The following is a 17,407-nucleotide window of genomic DNA, read 5'->3' on the forward strand; positions in this document are numbered from 1 at the left end:
TTAGGTGGTCATTTTGAATTGGAATCAGGTGCTCACTTTAAATTGGAATTGGGTGGTCAATATCACCGGAATTTGCAGTATGAGACTGATTTAGGAAAACTAAAAGCTTTTTTAATTAGTTATACTGAAGCGTCTAAATCAATTCCTGAAAAATCTGTATTTGAAACTAACCCTAAATTTGAAGCCTTCAAGAAAGATTTTGAAATCAAATACAATGCTTTCATTAAAATAGTTGACGACAATATAAAACTGATTGAGGATAAAATCAAATCCCCAAGCCTTTCAATAACTCTGAATAGTTCCGAGAAAGCACTTGAAGAAATTTTCGATATAATCAAAAATATTAATGATTTAATTGTAGAACACAATAAAAAGATTGACCATAAAGAAATTGCACTCGAAGAAATAAGAACTGACTTTTGGAATATTATACGATGGGAATATGACCAAACAATAAGTGCATTTATTGCAGACAAAGCCGAATCCGTAAAAAACATTGATTTAATCACAAAAGAGATCGAGGCTTTTTTAAAAGCAATTGAAAAAGAAAAAGCTATTATTGTCGAACAACAAAAACAAACAATAAATATTGAAGAAGCTATCATAAACATCAATAACGGCTTGGTTGATTTAGGAATCGACGATTTAAAGATTAAAAATCATTCCGAAAACCTTTACAAGATTGTTCGGGGCGAAAACGATGCTAGGATTTTTCATTCGCTTAGTGAAGGAGAAAAAATGATAATCAGCTTCTTGTATTTTATTGAACTATGTCGAGGAAAAAAAGATATTACAGAAGCTGGGAAAAACAAAATCATTGTTATTGACGACCCTATTTCAAGTTTGTCTCACATTTACGTTTTTAATGTCGGCAGATTAATACATAAAGAATTTCTAAGGAACAATAATTATGAGCAGATTTTCATTTTAACTCATAGCCTTTATTTTTTCTACGAATTAACGAATACTAAAAAGGAAGAGAGAGACAATACGCAAAATTTATTTAGGTTACGAAAAAACAGTTCAGGAAGTGAAATTCTTCCTATGAAATATGAAGAAATCCAAAATGATTACCATGCCTATTGGTTTGTAGTCAAAGACGAACAGCAATCCCCCGCACTTATTGCAAATTGTATGCGGAACATAATTGAATATTTTTTCAACTTTGTTGAGAAGAAAGATTTGAATAATGTTTTTCAAAAACCAGCAATGCAAGAAAATAGATTCCAAGCATTTATGAGATATATAAACCGTGAATCTCATTCGTTAGGGCAAAACATTTTTGATTTAAAGGAATTTGATTATACAGATTTTAAAGATGCATTTGCTTTAGTATTCAAAGAAAATGGATATGAAGAACATTATAAAAAGATGATTAGATAAGAATGCTATAATGGTAATTTAAAATTAAATGTTAATGTCGGTTGACAAAACTTAATTTATCCTTACATTTGTCAACCAAACAACATAAAAAATGGAAGCAATAATAGGACAAAGAATAAGAAATTCAAGAATCCATAAAGGATTATCATTGCAAGAAGTAGCCGATAGTATAGGCGTGTCTAAGCAGATGGTTAATAAATATGAACTTGGAAAATCAATGCCTACCAGTGATAAACTTATTGCTATTTCTAAATTATTTAATCAAAAAATAGATTACTTTTTTAGAAAATCCGAAGTTGTTATTGGTGAAATCAGTTTTAGAAAAAAAAGCAATTTTGGTGTTAAAAAAGTTAATTCATTAAAAGAAGAAATTAGAATTCAAATAGAAAACTATTTGTTTATCGAAAACATTTGTAATGTTTCTAATGCCTTTGAAAACCCGCTTCAAGACTACGCTATTCAGGAGGAACAAGATGTAAAAACTGCTGTCAATACCCTAAGAAACCATTGGAACATTGGACAAGATGCAATTCACAACATTATCGAATTACTGGAAGATAATCACATAAAAGTTATTGAGGTTGACGATGATAGTAAAAAATTCGATGGTTTAGCAACTGTTATTGATGGTAAATATCACATTATTGTAATAACCAAAGCGATGCCAATTGAACGCAAACGTTTTACTTTGTTACATGAATTAGGTCATTTATTGTTGCCTATAGCTACTTTAGAAGAAAAACAGCAAGAAAAACTATGCAATGTCTTTGCCTCTGAAATGTTATTATCAGAAAACAATCTTATCACTGAGTTAGGAAATCAAAGAAGCAGAATCACTTTTGAAGAATTGAAAAATGTTCAAGAAAAATATGGCATGAGTATTTCTGCCATTGTTTACAAATTGGGGGAAACCAAAATTATGTCGCAGGAACGTGTAAAGAAGTTTTACCAGAAACTAAATTTTGATGCAGCTTTAAAACAATCTGTTGAACTGTCGAGATATGACGGTCAGGAACATTCTATTAGATATGAGAACTTAGCATACAGAGCCGTTTCGGAAGAATTAATTTCAATGAGTAAGGCATCATCACTATTGCAAATTAGTTTGGATGAATTGAACAGTAAATTAACTTCCAATTTAAGATAGATGAAAATCCATATCAATGATGCCAATATATTGATTGACCTAGTTCATCTGGATTTGGTTGAGCCTTTTTTGTCTTTGAAGTTTGAACTTTACACGACAGACTTTGTTTTCGCAGAATTAGAACTATTACAACAACAAGTATTTGACTCAGACCAATTAACAAAATTGTCCGCTTCTGTAGAAGATATGCTAGCAATTTTTAATTTAAGTCAAGAACACGTAGGATTAAGTTTTGAAGACTGTTCTGTTTGGTATTTTGCAAAAAACATGAATGGTATTTTGATAACTGGAGATGGTAAATTAAGGACAAAAGCCAAAGCCTCAGGTATTGGTGTCAAAGGAATTATCTATATCATCGAACAAATCAAAGAACAAAATCTATTAACTGTTTCAGTTTGCATAGAAAAATTACAAACACTGCTACAGATTAACAATCGACTTCCTGTAAATGAAATTGAAAAGAGAATTCAATTATGGAAGAATGAAATCAACCATTAGACAATGAACGAAGCAGAAACAAGAGCGGAATTAATTGACCCAAAACTAAAGGCGTGTGGGTGGGGTGTTGTCGAAGGTTCAAAAATCCTTCGAGAATATAACATTACCGCAGGTAAAATACAAACAGGAGGTATCAGAGGCAAAAAAACAATTGCCGACTATGTCTTGGTTTACAAGGGAATTAAACTCGCTGTTGTTGAAGCAAAAAGTGATAATTTAGGCGTTGGCGAAGGAGTAGCACAAGCCAAACAATATGCCGAGAAACTAAAATTAGAAACCACATATTCCAGTAATGGAAAAGAAATTTACAGCATCTGTATGAAAACAGGTGTCGAAGGTTTAGTCGATAATTATCTTTCTCCTGATGAATTGTGGAACAAAACATTTGCAGTTCAAAATGAATGGAGGGAGAAATTTGCTTCCGTTCCATTTGAAGACAAAGGGGGTTCTTGGCAGTTGCGTTACTATCAGGAGTTGGCAGTTTTAAAAACCTTGGAAGTCTTAGCCAATAAGAAAGACAGGATTTTACTAACCCTTGCCACAGGAACAGGAAAAACGGCAATCGCTTTTCAAATAGCGTGGAAGTTATTTCAAACCCGATGGAACTTGTCTTCGATAAACTCAGACACCGAATATATTGCACGCAGACCAAGAATCTTATTTTTAGCAGACAGAAACATATTAGCAGACCAAGCATTCAATTCCTTTTCGGCATTTCCCGAAGATGCACTGGTTAGAATTAGCCCAAAAGAAATCAGCAAGAAAGGAAGCGTTCCGACAAACGGGAGCATCTTCTTTACTATTTTCCAAACCTTTATGTCTGGAACCGACAAAGAGGGTAATCCACAAACCCATTTCGGGCAATACCCTCCCGATTATTTCGATTTCATCATTATTGATGAGTGTCACCGTGGTGGAGCTAACAATGAAGGGAATTGGAGAGGTATTTTAGATTATTTCGCTCCTGCCGTTCAGTTGGGGTTAACCGCCACTCCTAAGCGAAAAGACAACGTTGACACCTATAAATATTTTGGAGAACCCGTTTATGTATATTCCCTAAAAGATGGGATTAACGATGGTTTCCTGACTCCTTTCAAAGTAAAAAGAATCAAGACCACCCTTGACGATTATATTTTCACAAGTGATGACCAAGTCGTTGAAGGAGAAATTGAAGAAGGTAAACGCTATGAAGAAAAAGATTTCAATAGAATTATAGAAATCAAGGCAAGGGAGGCAAATCGTGTCAAAATCTATATGGACGAAGCCAACCAAAAGGAAAAGGCAATCATCTTCTGTGCCAATCAGGAGCACGCCTCAGCGGTTCGTGATTTGGTCAATCAATATAAGACTTCTAAAGACCCAAATTATTGCGTTCGTGTTACCGCCAATGATGGAGAAATTGGAGAACAATTTTTAAGGGAGTTTCAAGACAATGAAAAAACAATCCCAACCATTCTAACAACTTCACAAAAACTTTCCACTGGCGTTGATGCACGGAACATAAGGAATGTAGTTTTGATGCGCCCTGTAAATTCAATGATTGAATTCAAACAAATCGTAGGTAGAGGAACCCGTATGTTTGACGGTAAAGAGTTCTTTACCATTTATGATTTTGTAGATGCCTACAAACATTTTTCTGACCCCGAGTGGGATGGAGAGGCAGAACCTTGTGAAATTTGTGGACAGTTGGTGTGTGAATGCCAAAGCAAACCAAAGCCAGAGCCAAAACCGTGTAAAGAATGCGGTCAATTGTCTTGTATTTGCGTTAACGAACCTCCGCCTCCTTGTTTAAAATGTGGAGAATCACCCTGCGTTTGCAACAAAAGAATAAAAGTAAAAATAAAATTGAGAGACGGAAAAGAACGTGAAATACAAAAGATGATTTCCACTTCGTTTTGGAGCTCAGAAGGCAAACCCATTTCGGCAGAAGAGTTTTTAAACAATCTTTTTGGCGAATTGCCCAACCTTTTCAAAAGTGAATCCGAGTTGCGGACATTGTGGAGCAATCCACTCACGAGAAGAATCTTGTTAGAAAAATTAGAAGAAGCAGGTTTTCCTAAAAGCGATTTACAAATTGTGCAACAATTAGTAAATATGGAAAAGAGTGACTTGTTTGATGTTCTTGAATATGTTTTTAATGGAAATTATCAGTCAATGACTAGAGAGCAACGTGTAGCAGCCTCACAAGCCACCATCTTTGCCCTACTTAACGACAAACAAAAAGAATTTATCGAATTTGTTTTAAGCAAGTACATCGAGACAGGAGTCGAAGAACTTGACCAAGAGAAATTGCCTGTATTGCTGACAAACAAATATCATTCGCTGGAAGATGCCAAGAATATTTTGGGTGACGTTGGAAATATCAGCAAACTTTTTATAGAATTTCAACAACATTTGTACAATCAAAAGGTTGCATAATATTTTGCAACAACCAAAAATCAGACAGAAAGTCATTTAAAAAAAAGGATAACAACAAATAGAGAACCTTTTGAATAGTTTTTGTAATTTTGTAACGATTCGTTCTTTTACATCAACAATAGTGGATTTTTACAACAATTCAAGAATACTAAAACGCATACGATTTACATTATTTCGCACAAAAATAGCTTTGCAAAGCACCGTAAACACTAGGGGTTTAAAATAGGGTTCAAATTCATAACCCTGAGGTCACGGGTTCAACTCCCGTCTTCGCTACACAAAACCCGAAAACCCTTGTAAACAAAGGAGCTTTCGGGTTTTTCATTAAAATCGGTTGTCAAATTAGTGTCAAACTCTTTTATCGTTCAAAAAGCAATTTTTTGAACAATAAAAAAAATGCCTAAAATTCAAAAAAACACCGCTCACGAGAAAGCAGTCGCTTTTTTAGACTACAAACCCGCTGAATTACGTCTAAATAAACAATGGTTGATTGTTTATTACGCCAAAAATCCACTTACTAAAGAATTAGAAAGGTTTAGACTTTCTGTACCTGTAATCGCTTCAAAGAGCGAAAGAATCAAGTACGCAAAAAAAATTGTGCTAGAAATCAACAAAAAGTTAGATAGCGGCTGGCTTCCGTATTATAGCAACTCAGGGACAAATGAATTTAAAACCTACGAATATTGCTTTAAGAAGTTTTTAGAGCATACCGCTGCGGAAGTTGAAAACAAGACTAAAAGACCCGACACCTTAAGAAGTTACACCTCATACTTCAATATGATTAATAAATATGTTGTCGACAAAAAAATGAAATTGGATCTAATTTTAGAACTAAACAAACCATTTGTCGTCAATTATTTGGATTGGATTTATTTTGAACGGAAAAATTCGCCTGCCACCTATAATAATCATCTAATTTTTATAGGAAACTTTATAAATTATTGCATAGGACGTGGATATATGAAAGAGAACTTCACGGCTTCAATACTCAGAAAGAAAGAAGACCCTAAAAAAAGACAAGTTCTAACCGTTCAGGTTAAAGAAAAACTAAAAAATTTGCAGAATGATGAGTATAATTATTTTGCGCTCTGTATGGCTACCTATTTCTGTTTTATAAGGAGAACTGAACTCACAAAACTAAAAGTAGAAAATGTCAATCTTAACAAAAGCTATATAAATATTCCTAAGGAAATATCAAAAAACGGCAAGGATGAAAATGTAACTATCCCAAACGCTTTTGCTGCAATTTTAGCGAAACATTTAGTCAAGGCGAAAAATGATGACTATCTTTTTAGTGACGATAATTTTAAAACGGGCAAAAAACAATTAAAACCCAAAAAAATATCGGATAACTGGGTCAAGTTTCAAAAGAAATATAAAGTCGGTAAAGAGTTTCAGTTTTATTCATTGAAAGATACTGGAATTACGGATTTACTCATCAGCGGAATTCCTGCCATAAAAGTAAGAGACCAAGCAAGACATTACGATTTAAAAATAACAGAGAAATATACGGCACGAAATAAAGCTTGTGACGAAACCGTTCGGAACTCTAACTTTGATTTTTGATAAATTAAAAACAAAGTTTTAAACCGCTTTCACTTACACCAGTTCACTTTAAACCCTAAATAATTGGAAACATTGGAAACAGAAACAGAAAATACCGCTTTTATTGGGTTTAAAGCGGTTTTTGTCGTTTCTAAATAAAGAAACAGGATGTTTTTTTCGGAAACAAACAATTTTTTTGATGCATTTTTTGGAAACAAATAGTAGAGAAAAAATATTTAATTGTTAAAGCTTGCTTTTTAATTGCAAATGTCGTTTTTTTGTTGAGTTATGCGTTTTTACGCTCAAAAACTACTATATAAAGAAAATTATTTCCCTATGATTATTCCAATCGCATGAAATAAAAAAACCGTATCACATTACTGCAACACGGTTTTCCTCCCTATTGTTTTTACTTAGGTTCCCATTGATCACCTTTAAGCCCATAAATAGGATCTGTTCCTAAATTATACAGTAGTCCCATTTGAAGTAGATGATCATCCAATTCAGATCCGGTTAACTCGCTTGGAAAATAGCTTAAAAGAATTTCTTTTTGCTCGTCAAATTCGGCATAGGTTTTAGTGTATATTTTCTCTTGAACTTGTCCCGATCTATTAAAATAAGACATGGTAGACTCATTCTCCGTGCCTTTATTCAGTACAATACTGTCTACTGTCTTTATCGTATAAGTTTTACTTACGGAATCTTTCCTTTCAACCGTGATTTCGATTTGGATGTGCTCTTCTAAAAGTCCTTGACGGTCGTTCACTAATGTTATTTTTTGTTTGGATATTACTTTCATAGTTTTATATTTAATTATTAAACTCCTCCATCTGTTATTGCCCAATTGTTAGGTGCTCCAGTTAGTATTGCTCTACCAGCACTCCCTGCTGCGGTATATTTAATTGTTCCAAAATTTATTGTTATTGGTGTTTTAACCGGCCTAGAACTCCATCCATTATAGATTGCATCTAAATTTGCAGCAGAGAACGTAGACGAAGATCTACCTAACATGAAATCAGAAAAATTAGTTACATTTGAAACGTCCCATCCTCCTATATTTTGGTTAAAAGCCATTGTTGACTGGAGCATCTTTTGCATATCAGTAACTTTAGCTACATTCCATCCACCAATATTTTGATTAAAAGATATAGCTGAGTTAAACATCTGAGCCATAGTCGTTACATTAGACGTGTTCCAACTTCCAATATTTTGGTTGAAGTTATTATTTGCGTAAAACATATACGACATATTTGTAACTGCCGAAGTGTCCCAACTACCAATAGGTTGCATAAATGCGTATGCTTGATGAAATGTTCCTGACATATTAGTAACGGCCGATGTTATCCAATTATTTATCGTTGAACTTCCTCCATTATTAAATGCTGATGCTAATTGAAACATATTAAACATGTCAACAACAGAACTTGTATTCCATGATCCAATATTTTGATTAAAGACCGTGGCGTTCGTGAACATTTGACGAAACGTTGTAACGCTTGAGACATTCCATCCGCCAATGTTTTGATTAAAAGATATAGCTGAGTTAAACATACTTTGCATATTGACAGCTACGTTTGTTCTAATCTGCCAGTTATTTATTGTAGAGCTTCCTCCATTATTGAATGATATCGCTGAAAAAAACATTTGTTGAAATGTTGAAACGCTAAATACATTCCAATTTCCAATATTTTGATTGAAAGTATTTGCTTGCTGAAACATGCCTAGCATGCTTGTTACTTCTGAAACATTCCAATTTCCTACGTTTTGGTTGAATGTAGAAGCAGATTGAAACATACCCTGCATTGTAGTGACTGCACCTGTGTTCCAAGACCCTATATTTTGATTAAAGCTAGAGGCAGATCTAAACATATTCGCCATATTCGTAACCACTGATGTGTTCCAACTTCCAACAGGTTGATTAAAATTAATAGCTGACAAGAACATACTATTCAAAGAAACTGTCCCTGTAGTTTTTAATATCCATGAATTGATAGTTGAATTACCCCCATTGTTAAAAGTAGATGCATTGGCAAAACATGAAGAAAAATCACTAACATTCGATACATTCCAACTGCCTATATTTTGGTTGAAATTTACACATGTATCAAATGTACTAGACATATTCGTAACTGCTGAAACATTCCAATTTCCAATTGTTGAACTACCGCCATTATTAAATGCCGATACTAATGCAAACATTCCAGCCATAGTTGTAACATTCCCAACATTCCATGACCCAATGTTTTGATTGAAATTAGTAGCTTGAAAAAACAAATTAGATGTGTCTGTAACAGCAGAAACATCCCACTCATTTATTCTCCCTATAGTAGCTATAGCAGAACACCCTCTGAAACAATTAAACAATGAAACAGTTCCATTTAAATCCAATCTATCTGTCACTCCCGATAGATTTAAATTAGAACAACCATAAAAATAGCTTCCTTGGTTAGTTCCTAATTTTAGCTTACCCCATGTAGTTACTGACAAAAACTTTAATCTATCGCCTGTATTATTAAATTGCCATCCTGTACATACTCCTTTTATGGTAATAACATAAGTCCCAGCCGATGCATAAGTATGCGTTATAGCCGCTTGATTCCATGAAGTAATACTACTGGTAGAGTTATCTCCCCAGTCCACTACAAAGTTATAAGTTCCTGTTGAGATAAGCGGTAGTTTCACTTGTGTAGAAGTACTTGACCCAGTTGATATATTATCAGTCTTCCAAGTGGAAACAAATGGCTTAGTCTTCTGTCTCCCCCAAATTGCATTTTGAATTAAACTTCCCATATTACACCCCTAATAATAAAATATCGTTTGTACTACCTCTTTTTGTCAGCGTGAAAATCTGTTTTTCTGTTGTAGTTACAGGAGCACCAAATAACCAAGTGTGCGGTGATGCAATAGCCCATGTAATATTTACTCCAGCTAATGTTACTCCATTAAATATGTAGCTATTTACCAATGAAGAAGGAATGGTAATAGTACAACTTGTTACAAATACTACCGTTTTACCATGCCAAGAAGCTTGTGCGTTTTGGCTTGATCCAACTTCTACTTGATTGGCAATGTCCTGTTTTCCTGAAACAACATCAACCAAAGCATCAATCAACCCCTTCAACGTTTTCCCCATCTCAGCAGTCAATGCCTTAGTGGTTCCACCAGTAGTCAGATCATTCACCAAGATAGTACTCAACGAAGTTTGCACCGTTTCAATAGCGTCAACGATTTCCTGTACGTTGTCCAGGTTAATGTTGTCCGAAGTCAAAAGAGCATATATCGCTTCGGCTCTTGAAGCGAGTATCGCCCCTTGTTTTGCCGAAAGTAATCCAGTACTTCCGCCCGTGGTTAAATCGTCAACGATGTTCAGGTATTGGCTGGCTATTTTTTTAAACTCATCCAAGGGTGCATACCCATTGGCGATACCTTTTTCTGACTTGTTCTCTTTTTCAACTAAAAAAAAAAAGTCCCTCGAAAGTGCTATTAAAAATTCATTGACGTTGGCTTGAACGATAACAGGAAAACACAAAGCGTAATCAATAGAGCGGTAATCAATCAAAAAACCGTCCTCATCTGTTGAGGATGCGATACGGAAACGGTTATCATCCCCTCTCTCACGGCACAAACTCATTGACGGCTCGAACGAAGCCACAAGCGAATTGTCCAGCGTACCTTGAAGCAGGACAGTTCCTTTGTCTGTTTTTGTGAATTTAAGCGTTTTTGCGACTGCCATTATTTTTTGGTTTTAGCGATTGATTTCTTTGCAACTGGGTTTTTCTTTGCAACGTTTTTTTTCGTTGCAGGCTTCTTTGCAACTGTTTTTTTTGCACACACTTTCTTAGTCTTGCTAGGGGTTGGGGTTGTTTTTACTACTTTCCCGCCTTTGATGTATTTGAAGCCTTTTTTTAGAGTACCGTCCACTTTTAGCCCTGTGGCTTTTACAACATGGCTACATAATGTTTTCAATCCTCTTACACTTGGTTTTTTTAGTCCTTGGTTTTTCATTTCTCCGTATTGGTTATAGTTAGTATTAAATTCTTTCAAAGCATTTCGTAACGCTAATAGTTCAAATTTGAATTGTCTTTTATAGGTTGCAGGCAATGTGTTATAAATACCTTTACCTGTTGAGGCATTTTGTAAAGTAATTTCATGGTCTTTTTTAAATGCATTAGCCGCCGCCCAACTGGACGCTTTGAAGAATTTCTGATAAAACTCAAACATTGTTTGATAATGACTTTTATGTGTTTTTCCCTTTTGAGATACTTCTACTTTCATATTCTTAATTTACTATAAATGATAATTTTCTTTTTGTCGTTGGTTCTGCCGTTGCTTCGGGTTCGTTCCCTTGCAGCTTTTTACTAAAAATGTTGAATTTCAAGCCATCCAGGGGTTTGTTTTGGTAACGGTTTTTGTCCGCATAAATGTAATTTTCTCGGTAATCGTCTTTTTTCTCGGTAAACAAAACTATGTCAACATCAAACTGGCTTTTGCTTCCCCCACGCATTTTACCGTCTGTTGTTTGTTGAAAAATGACAATGAATAATTTACCGTCATACTTTTTACGTAAATCCTTATCGACTTCAAAGCCCTTTTCCATTTCCTGCATTTTGGTAAAACTATCGATCACAATCACATCGTTTTTCTTGATTAGGCTTTCCAGTTCAGCAATGGTTTTTATTTCCGGAGCTTCTATGTTGTTCAAAGCTTTTGCGTTCAAATATTGCTCGGCTTTATCGTAGTAAACTCCACTCTCGGGGTGTTCCTCAATGCTGGCGTGTCCTACCTTGTAGTTTTGTGCCAACGCATTCATAAACTGGAAGCACATACGGGTTTTCATTGAACCCTGACCACCTGTAAGCGAGACAACAACACTTTCTTTGTTTTTGCGTTCTACATTCCCCAAAAACTCGGCTATATCCTTGTCTTCAATTTTGAATGTCGGCACGTCCTTTGGCTTGTTTGCCATTTTGTAGGCAAGGGAATTCTTGTCTATGTTTTCCTTTGCAATGGGTTTTGCAACAACACTTGGAGCATTCAAACCTTTTTTTGTCTGACCTCTTTTGTCTATTTTCCACCCAAAAGAAACAATAATGCTAATTACTTCTTTAGTATCTTTTGACGATATATATCTACCTTGGTAAAAAAAGGTATAATCGTCTAAAATGGATTCTAAATCAGCTATATGGATAATCTTTTCTTTTAAAGTTCTTTCAAACCCTTCCTCTTTTATTGCAAATTCAATTTCTTTTAATAGATTTTGATTTGAAATAGTATCGTCATAATTAGATTCGATTTTAACTACCTCTTTTTTAATTGGTTTTGCCTTTACAACTGGCTTTGGCGCATTCAATCCTTTTTTGCTCTTTGCCTTTCCTGCAAGTCCTTCAAATAAATCCAATTGTTTAGATTTTTCCTTTTTCGTAGGCTTAACCGTTTCGGGTTTAGCGGTTTTTGGCTTTGCAATTGGTTTTGCAATGGTTTTCTTTACCACTTTCTCGGGCGTTACTGGGGTTTCTTCGTTTGCCACTTCACGCCCTAAAATATGGTTTGCACCTTTTTGCGCCTGTGCGCTTGCCTTTAGAAAAAAACGATTGTCGTTTGTCAATTCATCAACCAATTTCCTATTCCAACCTTGTAAATACTTTGCGGAATTTTCTTTGGTGTGAAATAAAATACCCGATTCTCCACTAAGGAAAACCGCCCCCAATTCTGCAATCAATTCCTCGAATGCATAATCTGAGTTTCCTTTTTTGCTTCCAAACTTCCTGTCTAATCTCTTTACCGCTCCTGTACTGTGTATCGCTTCGTGAAAGAAAGTAGAATAATAAAACTCTTCACTCGAAAACGCTTCAATACTAGGCATATTCAGTATATCGCCTGATGGTTGGTAAAAAGCCTTATCTCCTTTGAATGTGTAGGTCGGTGGATTCTTGTAACCGTCAATAATAGCTTGTGCGCTCTCTATTGGGTTAACGTTCTTGGTTTCGGTGCTTTCTCCCTTAAATTTCAACCCTGTGCAATCATCGGCACGGAAAACGTTGTAATATTTCAGTACAGGCACTCCAAAACCATTTTCGCCCAATTCTTTTTTGTCGATATTGTTTGCTTTCACAAACTCATTCCACTTGGTTCGGTCTGTAGTTTTGATGTTTAACCCGTTGTGGTTATCATAATTGAAAATAAACGTGTAATAAATCACACGTCTTGCCTTAGCTCCTTTGTTTAGGGTTGCTTTGGCATCCTTTATTTGATTGAATGTCAAATAATACGGTTGCTCAAAATTGATAGGTACTAAATACGGCAATCCCTCATCATCAAATTTAATGTCGAAATTAAGTAAGTAATTTGCCCCTGTGTATTCTTTTCCAGAAGCATAGTTTTTTGCACTCCCACCAACTCCGGAACCTTTCCATTCTTTTTGCCATGGCAAATGCCCCACCTTGTCAATGGTGTTGATAATCATTTCGGTAATGTAAGAGTAAATGTCGTCAGCAGATACGGCTTTATTTAGTCCGTTGGTGTCGTCTTCAGAAATGTATTCGAGTGTAGGCAAAAACATATCGGCTTCAACTCCATTCAGTCCATAAGGCTCAACCAAGTTTTTAATTTCAATCAAAAAAATATCATCCGCAAAGCCTTCCAAGACTTTGATTACCCTTTTTGAAATAACGGTATGACGTTCTCTTTCGGCTTTTTCTAATAGCTTTTCAAGATCTTTTCTATGGACGATCATCCCGTTTAGGGCGTTGAATTCTTTAGCGATACTCATTTACTTTGCTTTATATTCCATTCCCAAAATGCTTATTATAACTTCTGTCTTGATTTTGCTTAAGTCAAACCCACCACTATTGACAATTGTAATCGCATTCATCAAAGTAGTTTGCAAATCCAATGAAATAGGCACATTTCTAACCGCAGTACTTGACTTTGCAGCAATGCTAAGCGAACTCATATTTAGATTAGTTTCTCCTATATAAATGCCGTTTTGGTCATAGAACACTAATTTTTTAAGTGTCAAAACAACGCCATCTACACTAAAAGCCGTAGGGGTGGGGTTGATAAAATTTAAATCGATGTTGAATGAAACATTTGGCTTACCGTTATTCCATTTTCCATTGAAGTTTTTTACGCCAATAGGAATTATTGCAATTTCGCTAAACTGGCTAACAACTTGTTGCGCCTTATTTTTGAATAAACTTATAGCAACGACCACAAGACCTAAACCAATTCCTATTTTTGCTATTGTACTGCTCATTTTGCTTTTTTTAATGTTAAATCCAAATTCTCGAAATCCTGTAAGCCCCGTACAAAAGAGTTGCCGTGCCTAAATAAGCCAAATACTTAACCCACCACGGAATATATTTTACTGGGATTTTGATAATTTCTTTGTCGCCTTTTATGTATATCTTTTCCTTGTTTGTCGCCAGTTTTTCCTTGTATGTTTCTGCTATTTTTTGCCAAGCGATTATTTGACCTTTCAATTCATCGTAATAAATACCCGCCTCATTATCGCCTGATTTTTTACGGCTGTTTAGCTGCTTCAAAACTTGGTCTAAAGTTGCCTGTGTAATACTGTCACATTCGGGTTTTGCGGTTTTTACTTTTGCAACCTGAATAATTAAACTGTCCTGTATTGCTTTGCTTATTTCCGTATGCTTTACAGTATCAGTTCTATGTTTGATAATGCCCTCAATGGTATGGGTGCTCTCAATGGGTTTTGAAGCGCAACCAAACAAAAGCATTGCAATAGCAAAGCAAGCGATAAAAGTTACAAAGACTTTTAAAAATATTTTGAATAGATCTCCGTGTGGTAAATTTGTTGTCATAATTAAATTCGTTTTGATTTTATTGAAATTCTTAAACTTTCGAAAATAGTAGAGATTAATTCCTCTAATTTATCATGAAATAGTGTACTCTTGAAGCCACCCCAAGCGCAAACCATGTAGGTAAACATTCGGTTACAATGCAAGAACTGGTCGAAAAGGGCATAAACCGAAATTGCAACAAAAAAACTTATAATACCTTCGGCAAGAATAAAGCTAAGAGTTGGTTTTTTCCCTTTTAGCACGGCATTGTATATTTTTATAAAAATCCCTGCCAGTACGACTAATAGGAACAAAATATAGTCCTGATAATATTTGATGTTATTTATTAATGTTTCCTTCATTTTTTGTAAAATATATTGTTGTTACCGTTATTAAACCAACTCCAAACAGTAGGCTTAACTCTTTGTAGTGTTGGATTGACTTTTTTTTTTAATTCCTCTAGCGTGATTTTTTGGGTTTTGAAATAGGCTGTTTTTAACTTTCTTTCCGCTAATCCATTGGTTCCACCGTTTACTCCTTTGGTAACTGATAAAACGCTGTCTTTATCTGCGTATTTATTTAAATTACCCCAAGCACTCCCATAAACCCAGTACCAACAAGCTATGTCAATAGAATTTATTAATTCCGATGCTAATTCGGGACTATTTACTACATCAATACCCGAATAATTTTTGTATCTCTGGTAATTTCCTCTTCCTGTCAACTGGATTAATCCACGCCCTCTGAATCGGTATCCGTCGCCTAGTTTAGTATTACCTAAGTATTTATGGTTCTGATACTTTTTTTGTGCATTAGCATAGGATATATCTTCAACGGTTGCTGTAAAATTTGCGCTTTCGTGTGCCAATTGTCCTAAAAAATGAGCGATTCGTAAAGGGGTGGTAATACCGTATTTTTTGAACGAATTAAAAAAAGACCCACTGTTTACACTTATAAAATTTACCATTATAGAATTACTTTTTTAGGTTCGGATTTCGGTAATAGCAACACTAATGCTAGTATTGCTATTCCTCCAATCATTAATGTTGATTCTGTTGTTTGTGTCATTTTAATACGGTTTTACGTGTTTACCATTTATAAAATAGTAATTGCCATCTTTTTGAACTAGATAACTCCCGTTTGCGGTTGCTGTCTTAAAAGTTCCTGCTGATTCCCCATAACTGAATTTCCCCCAAACTGCTTCTCCAGTATTGGTATAAGAACCGTTGGCTATTTTTTTGGAATTGTAAAGTGTAGCGGTAGGGACTGAAATCATAAGTTTTGCTCCCACTTTTGGCAATGCAACTGGTTTTGCAACAGGCTTTGCAGCTGTATTTGTAGCTGTCTTCGTAGCAGTCTTTGCAACTGGTGCTGCAGCTGGTGTTGCAATTGTATTTATCGTTTGGAACCGATTAAGGCTTATTTCCGAAACTCCTTTTGCTTTTTGTAAAGCATTTAGAGTAATTTTTCCAAAATCTCCGTCATCTTTTACATTAAGTAAACTTTGCAACTCCTTCACTTCTTTGCCTTTACTTCCTTTGCCTAATAACTTGTTTCTGTCAAGTTCTGTTTTTGGCGTTTCTTCGGGCAGGTAGTTTGGCGTTTCTTCTACTTGGTTTTCGTTCTGTTTTTTCTTCCAGTACAAATAACCAAGCCCTAGAACTCCAACCACTCCAACACCTATTAAAACTTTATCTTCATTACTCACTTTCATTTTCATTTTCTTTTATAGGTAAAGAGGAAACTTTTTCCTCAATAAAATGTAATATTCATCGTTTAACTCTTCTCGAAGCCACCTTTTTAGCGGTAGTTTTGACCCTCCTACGGTATTGTAACCCAACAGCGTGTTATAGTTCTTTAATCCCCACAATTTGTTTATCGCTCCAAATTGCGCCTGTGTTACTCCTGTTAGAGTTTCCACGATAAGGGTTTCATCTGTTCCGCTATAACGGTTCATTGCTTCGTAGAGTAATGATACTTTTTGCTTTGCCGAAAAAACAGGGGCGGTGTTGATGTCGCCTTCGTCTATGTATTTCTTTTTTCCTCCTAATATGGATTTTCCGTCTTTGTTAGTCTTGGTAAGGAAGTATGCCCCAACGCCCAAAACCAATACGGAAAAGCCGATTATTATTGCTTTTTTCTTTTCCATTTTAAAAGAATCCTTGTATTAAAAATCTAAGTTTAGAAATATCCTCCTCTTTAAACTGATCCTGTAGCCATTCTACTAAATCCATTTTAGAGAGGGTTGAACTTCGCCTTTCTCCAAAGGCGTTGTACAATCGTATAAAACCGTTGTAGTTCAGTCCTGTTAAGTTTTTTTCGACTGTGGCATAATTGGCTCCAAATCCCATCATTGCGGTATAGATTGCTTCGGCTCTTGCTTTGGCTTCTAATGTGCTAATCTTACTTGGCTTGTAGCGGTTGTCCTCTTCTCTTTTTTTGAAACCCATAAAAATTTTATAGTAAGCAAAAAAGCATAACCCTCCTATAAGCCCAATTTTTAAAAGTAAAAACGCCAAATCCGTACTTTTTGCAATGGTCTTTTGTCCGTGTTCGCTACTGGCATAGGCAACGAGTGCTGGGTTTTTTAATCCTTCTTCCATTTTTTAAG

The 17,407-nt window shown here is 35.2% G+C and carries 17 protein-coding genes; 5 read left to right on the forward strand and 12 right to left on the reverse strand.

The window, feature by feature from the left end; translation table 11 throughout:
• The 5 genes from DB891_RS07405 to DB891_RS07425 all read left to right on the forward strand — a co-directional run.
• A partial coding sequence (locus DB891_RS07405) for an AAA family ATPase (protein WP_148666414.1) occupies nucleotides 1-1,383 on the forward strand: 1,383 nt, incomplete at its 5' end.
• A gap of 91 nt (nucleotides 1,384-1,474) precedes the next feature.
• A complete protein-coding gene (locus DB891_RS07410) occupies nucleotides 1,475-2,530 on the forward strand; it encodes a helix-turn-helix domain-containing protein (protein ID WP_116762118.1) in 1,056 nt (351 codons plus the stop codon).
• Complete coding sequence (locus tag DB891_RS07415; RefSeq protein WP_116762120.1) at nucleotides 2,531-3,028, forward strand: PIN domain-containing protein; 498 nt, start codon at nucleotides 2,531-2,533, stop codon at nucleotides 3,026-3,028. It abuts the gene before it with no gap.
• 3 nt (nucleotides 3,029-3,031) lie between these two features.
• Entirely contained in the window at nucleotides 3,032-5,446 is a 2,415-nt protein-coding gene (gene hsdR / locus DB891_RS07420) for an EcoAI/FtnUII family type I restriction enzme subunit R (protein ID WP_116762122.1), read from the forward strand.
• A gap of 396 nt (nucleotides 5,447-5,842) precedes the next feature.
• A complete protein-coding gene (locus DB891_RS07425) occupies nucleotides 5,843-7,012 on the forward strand; it encodes a tyrosine-type recombinase/integrase (protein WP_116762124.1) in 1,170 nt (389 codons plus the stop codon).
• Between the two features lie 388 nt (nucleotides 7,013-7,400).
• Here DB891_RS07425 and DB891_RS07430 read toward each other — a convergent pair whose 3' ends face one another.
• The 12 genes from DB891_RS07430 to DB891_RS07485 all read right to left on the reverse strand — a co-directional run bounded on the left by DB891_RS07430 (nucleotide 7,401) and on the right by DB891_RS07485 (nucleotide 17,399).
• Nucleotides 7,401-7,790 carry a hypothetical protein gene (locus DB891_RS07430; protein WP_116762126.1) on the reverse strand — a complete coding sequence of 130 codons (390 nt, stop codon included), beginning with the start codon at nucleotides 7,788-7,790 and terminating at the stop codon, nucleotides 7,401-7,403.
• 17 nt (nucleotides 7,791-7,807) lie between these two features.
• The gene (locus DB891_RS07435; protein WP_116762128.1) at nucleotides 7,808-9,781 is read right to left on the reverse strand and encodes a BspA family leucine-rich repeat surface protein; all 1,974 of its coding nucleotides are present in this window, start codon (nucleotides 9,779-9,781) and stop codon (nucleotides 7,808-7,810) included.
• A 1-nt stretch (nucleotide 9,782) separates the two neighbouring features.
• On the reverse strand, nucleotides 9,783-10,724 hold the full coding sequence (locus tag DB891_RS07440) for a hypothetical protein (protein ID WP_116762130.1): 942 nt from the start codon (nucleotides 10,722-10,724) through the stop codon (nucleotides 9,783-9,785).
• Nucleotides 10,724-11,266, reverse strand: coding sequence for a hypothetical protein (locus DB891_RS07445; protein WP_116762132.1), 543 nt, complete (start codon nucleotides 11,264-11,266; stop codon nucleotides 10,724-10,726). Before DB891_RS07445 ends, DB891_RS07440 begins: the two co-directional genes overlap by 1 nt.
• A gap of 4 nt (nucleotides 11,267-11,270) precedes the next feature.
• Nucleotides 11,271-13,760, reverse strand: a complete 2,490-nt coding sequence (locus DB891_RS07450; protein WP_116762134.1) for a zincin-like metallopeptidase domain-containing protein — start codon at nucleotides 13,758-13,760, stop codon at nucleotides 11,271-11,273.
• Complete coding sequence (locus DB891_RS07455) at nucleotides 13,761-14,246, reverse strand: hypothetical protein (protein ID WP_116762136.1); 486 nt, start codon at nucleotides 14,244-14,246, stop codon at nucleotides 13,761-13,763. It lies immediately after the preceding gene.
• A gap of 16 nt (nucleotides 14,247-14,262) precedes the next feature.
• Nucleotides 14,263-14,817 carry a hypothetical protein gene (locus tag DB891_RS07460; protein WP_116762138.1) on the reverse strand — a complete coding sequence of 185 codons (555 nt, stop codon included), beginning with the start codon at nucleotides 14,815-14,817 and terminating at the stop codon, nucleotides 14,263-14,265.
• Nucleotides 14,818-14,819: 2 nt separating this feature from the next.
• Nucleotides 14,820-15,158: a hypothetical protein gene (locus tag DB891_RS07465; RefSeq protein ID WP_116762140.1), complete on the reverse strand. Its 339-nt coding sequence runs from the start codon at nucleotides 15,156-15,158 to the stop codon at nucleotides 14,820-14,822.
• Nucleotides 15,155-15,763: a glycoside hydrolase family 19 protein gene (locus tag DB891_RS07470; protein ID WP_116762142.1), complete on the reverse strand. Its 609-nt coding sequence runs from the start codon at nucleotides 15,761-15,763 to the stop codon at nucleotides 15,155-15,157. The genes DB891_RS07465 and DB891_RS07470 overlap by 4 nt, the downstream gene beginning before the upstream one ends.
• 102 nt (nucleotides 15,764-15,865) lie before the next feature.
• Nucleotides 15,866-16,510 (reverse strand): hypothetical protein, encoded by a 645-nt coding sequence (locus DB891_RS17590; RefSeq protein WP_189337121.1) that lies wholly within the window; start codon nucleotides 16,508-16,510, stop codon nucleotides 15,866-15,868.
• Between the two features lie 12 nt (nucleotides 16,511-16,522).
• On the reverse strand, nucleotides 16,523-16,945 hold the full coding sequence (locus DB891_RS07480; RefSeq protein WP_116762144.1) for a hypothetical protein: 423 nt from the start codon (nucleotides 16,943-16,945) through the stop codon (nucleotides 16,523-16,525).
• Between the two features lies 1 nt (nucleotide 16,946).
• A complete protein-coding gene (locus DB891_RS07485) occupies nucleotides 16,947-17,399 on the reverse strand; it encodes a hypothetical protein (protein ID WP_116762146.1) in 453 nt (150 codons plus the stop codon).
• Between the last annotated feature and the right edge of the window lie 8 nt (nucleotides 17,400-17,407).

This window comes from Flavobacterium laiguense, assembly GCF_003097655.1.
Classification (GTDB): Bacteria; Bacteroidota; Bacteroidia; order Flavobacteriales; family Flavobacteriaceae; genus Flavobacterium; species Flavobacterium laiguense.

Coding starts and splice junctions, on each gene's coding strand:
- DB891_RS07410 (WP_116762118.1), top strand. CDS start 1,475: ATGGAAGCAATAATAGGACAAAGAATAAGAAATTCAAGAATCCATAAA.
- DB891_RS07415 (WP_116762120.1), top strand. CDS start 2,531: ATGAAAATCCATATCAATGATGCCAATATATTGATTGACCTAGTTCAT.
- hsdR (WP_116762122.1), top strand. CDS start 3,032: ATGAACGAAGCAGAAACAAGAGCGGAATTAATTGACCCAAAACTAAAG.
- DB891_RS07425 (WP_116762124.1), top strand. CDS start 5,843: ATGCCTAAAATTCAAAAAAACACCGCTCACGAGAAAGCAGTCGCTTTT.
- DB891_RS07430 (WP_116762126.1), bottom strand. CDS start 7,790: ATGAAAGTAATATCCAAACAAAAAATAACATTAGTGAACGACCGTCAA.
- DB891_RS07435 (WP_116762128.1), bottom strand. CDS start 9,781: ATGGGAAGTTTAATTCAAAATGCAATTTGGGGGAGACAGAAGACTAAG.
- DB891_RS07440 (WP_116762130.1), bottom strand. CDS start 10,724: ATGGCAGTCGCAAAAACGCTTAAATTCACAAAAACAGACAAAGGAACT.
- DB891_RS07445 (WP_116762132.1), bottom strand. CDS start 11,266: ATGAAAGTAGAAGTATCTCAAAAGGGAAAAACACATAAAAGTCATTAT.
- DB891_RS07450 (WP_116762134.1), bottom strand. CDS start 13,760: ATGAGTATCGCTAAAGAATTCAACGCCCTAAACGGGATGATCGTCCAT.
- DB891_RS07455 (WP_116762136.1), bottom strand. CDS start 14,246: ATGAGCAGTACAATAGCAAAAATAGGAATTGGTTTAGGTCTTGTGGTC.
- DB891_RS07460 (WP_116762138.1), bottom strand. CDS start 14,817: ATGACAACAAATTTACCACACGGAGATCTATTCAAAATATTTTTAAAA.
- DB891_RS07465 (WP_116762140.1), bottom strand. CDS start 15,158: ATGAAGGAAACATTAATAAATAACATCAAATATTATCAGGACTATATT.
- DB891_RS07470 (WP_116762142.1), bottom strand. CDS start 15,763: ATGGTAAATTTTATAAGTGTAAACAGTGGGTCTTTTTTTAATTCGTTC.
- DB891_RS17590 (WP_189337121.1), bottom strand. CDS start 16,510: ATGAAAGTGAGTAATGAAGATAAAGTTTTAATAGGTGTTGGAGTGGTT.
- DB891_RS07480 (WP_116762144.1), bottom strand. CDS start 16,945: ATGGAAAAGAAAAAAGCAATAATAATCGGCTTTTCCGTATTGGTTTTG.
- DB891_RS07485 (WP_116762146.1), bottom strand. CDS start 17,399: ATGGAAGAAGGATTAAAAAACCCAGCACTCGTTGCCTATGCCAGTAGC.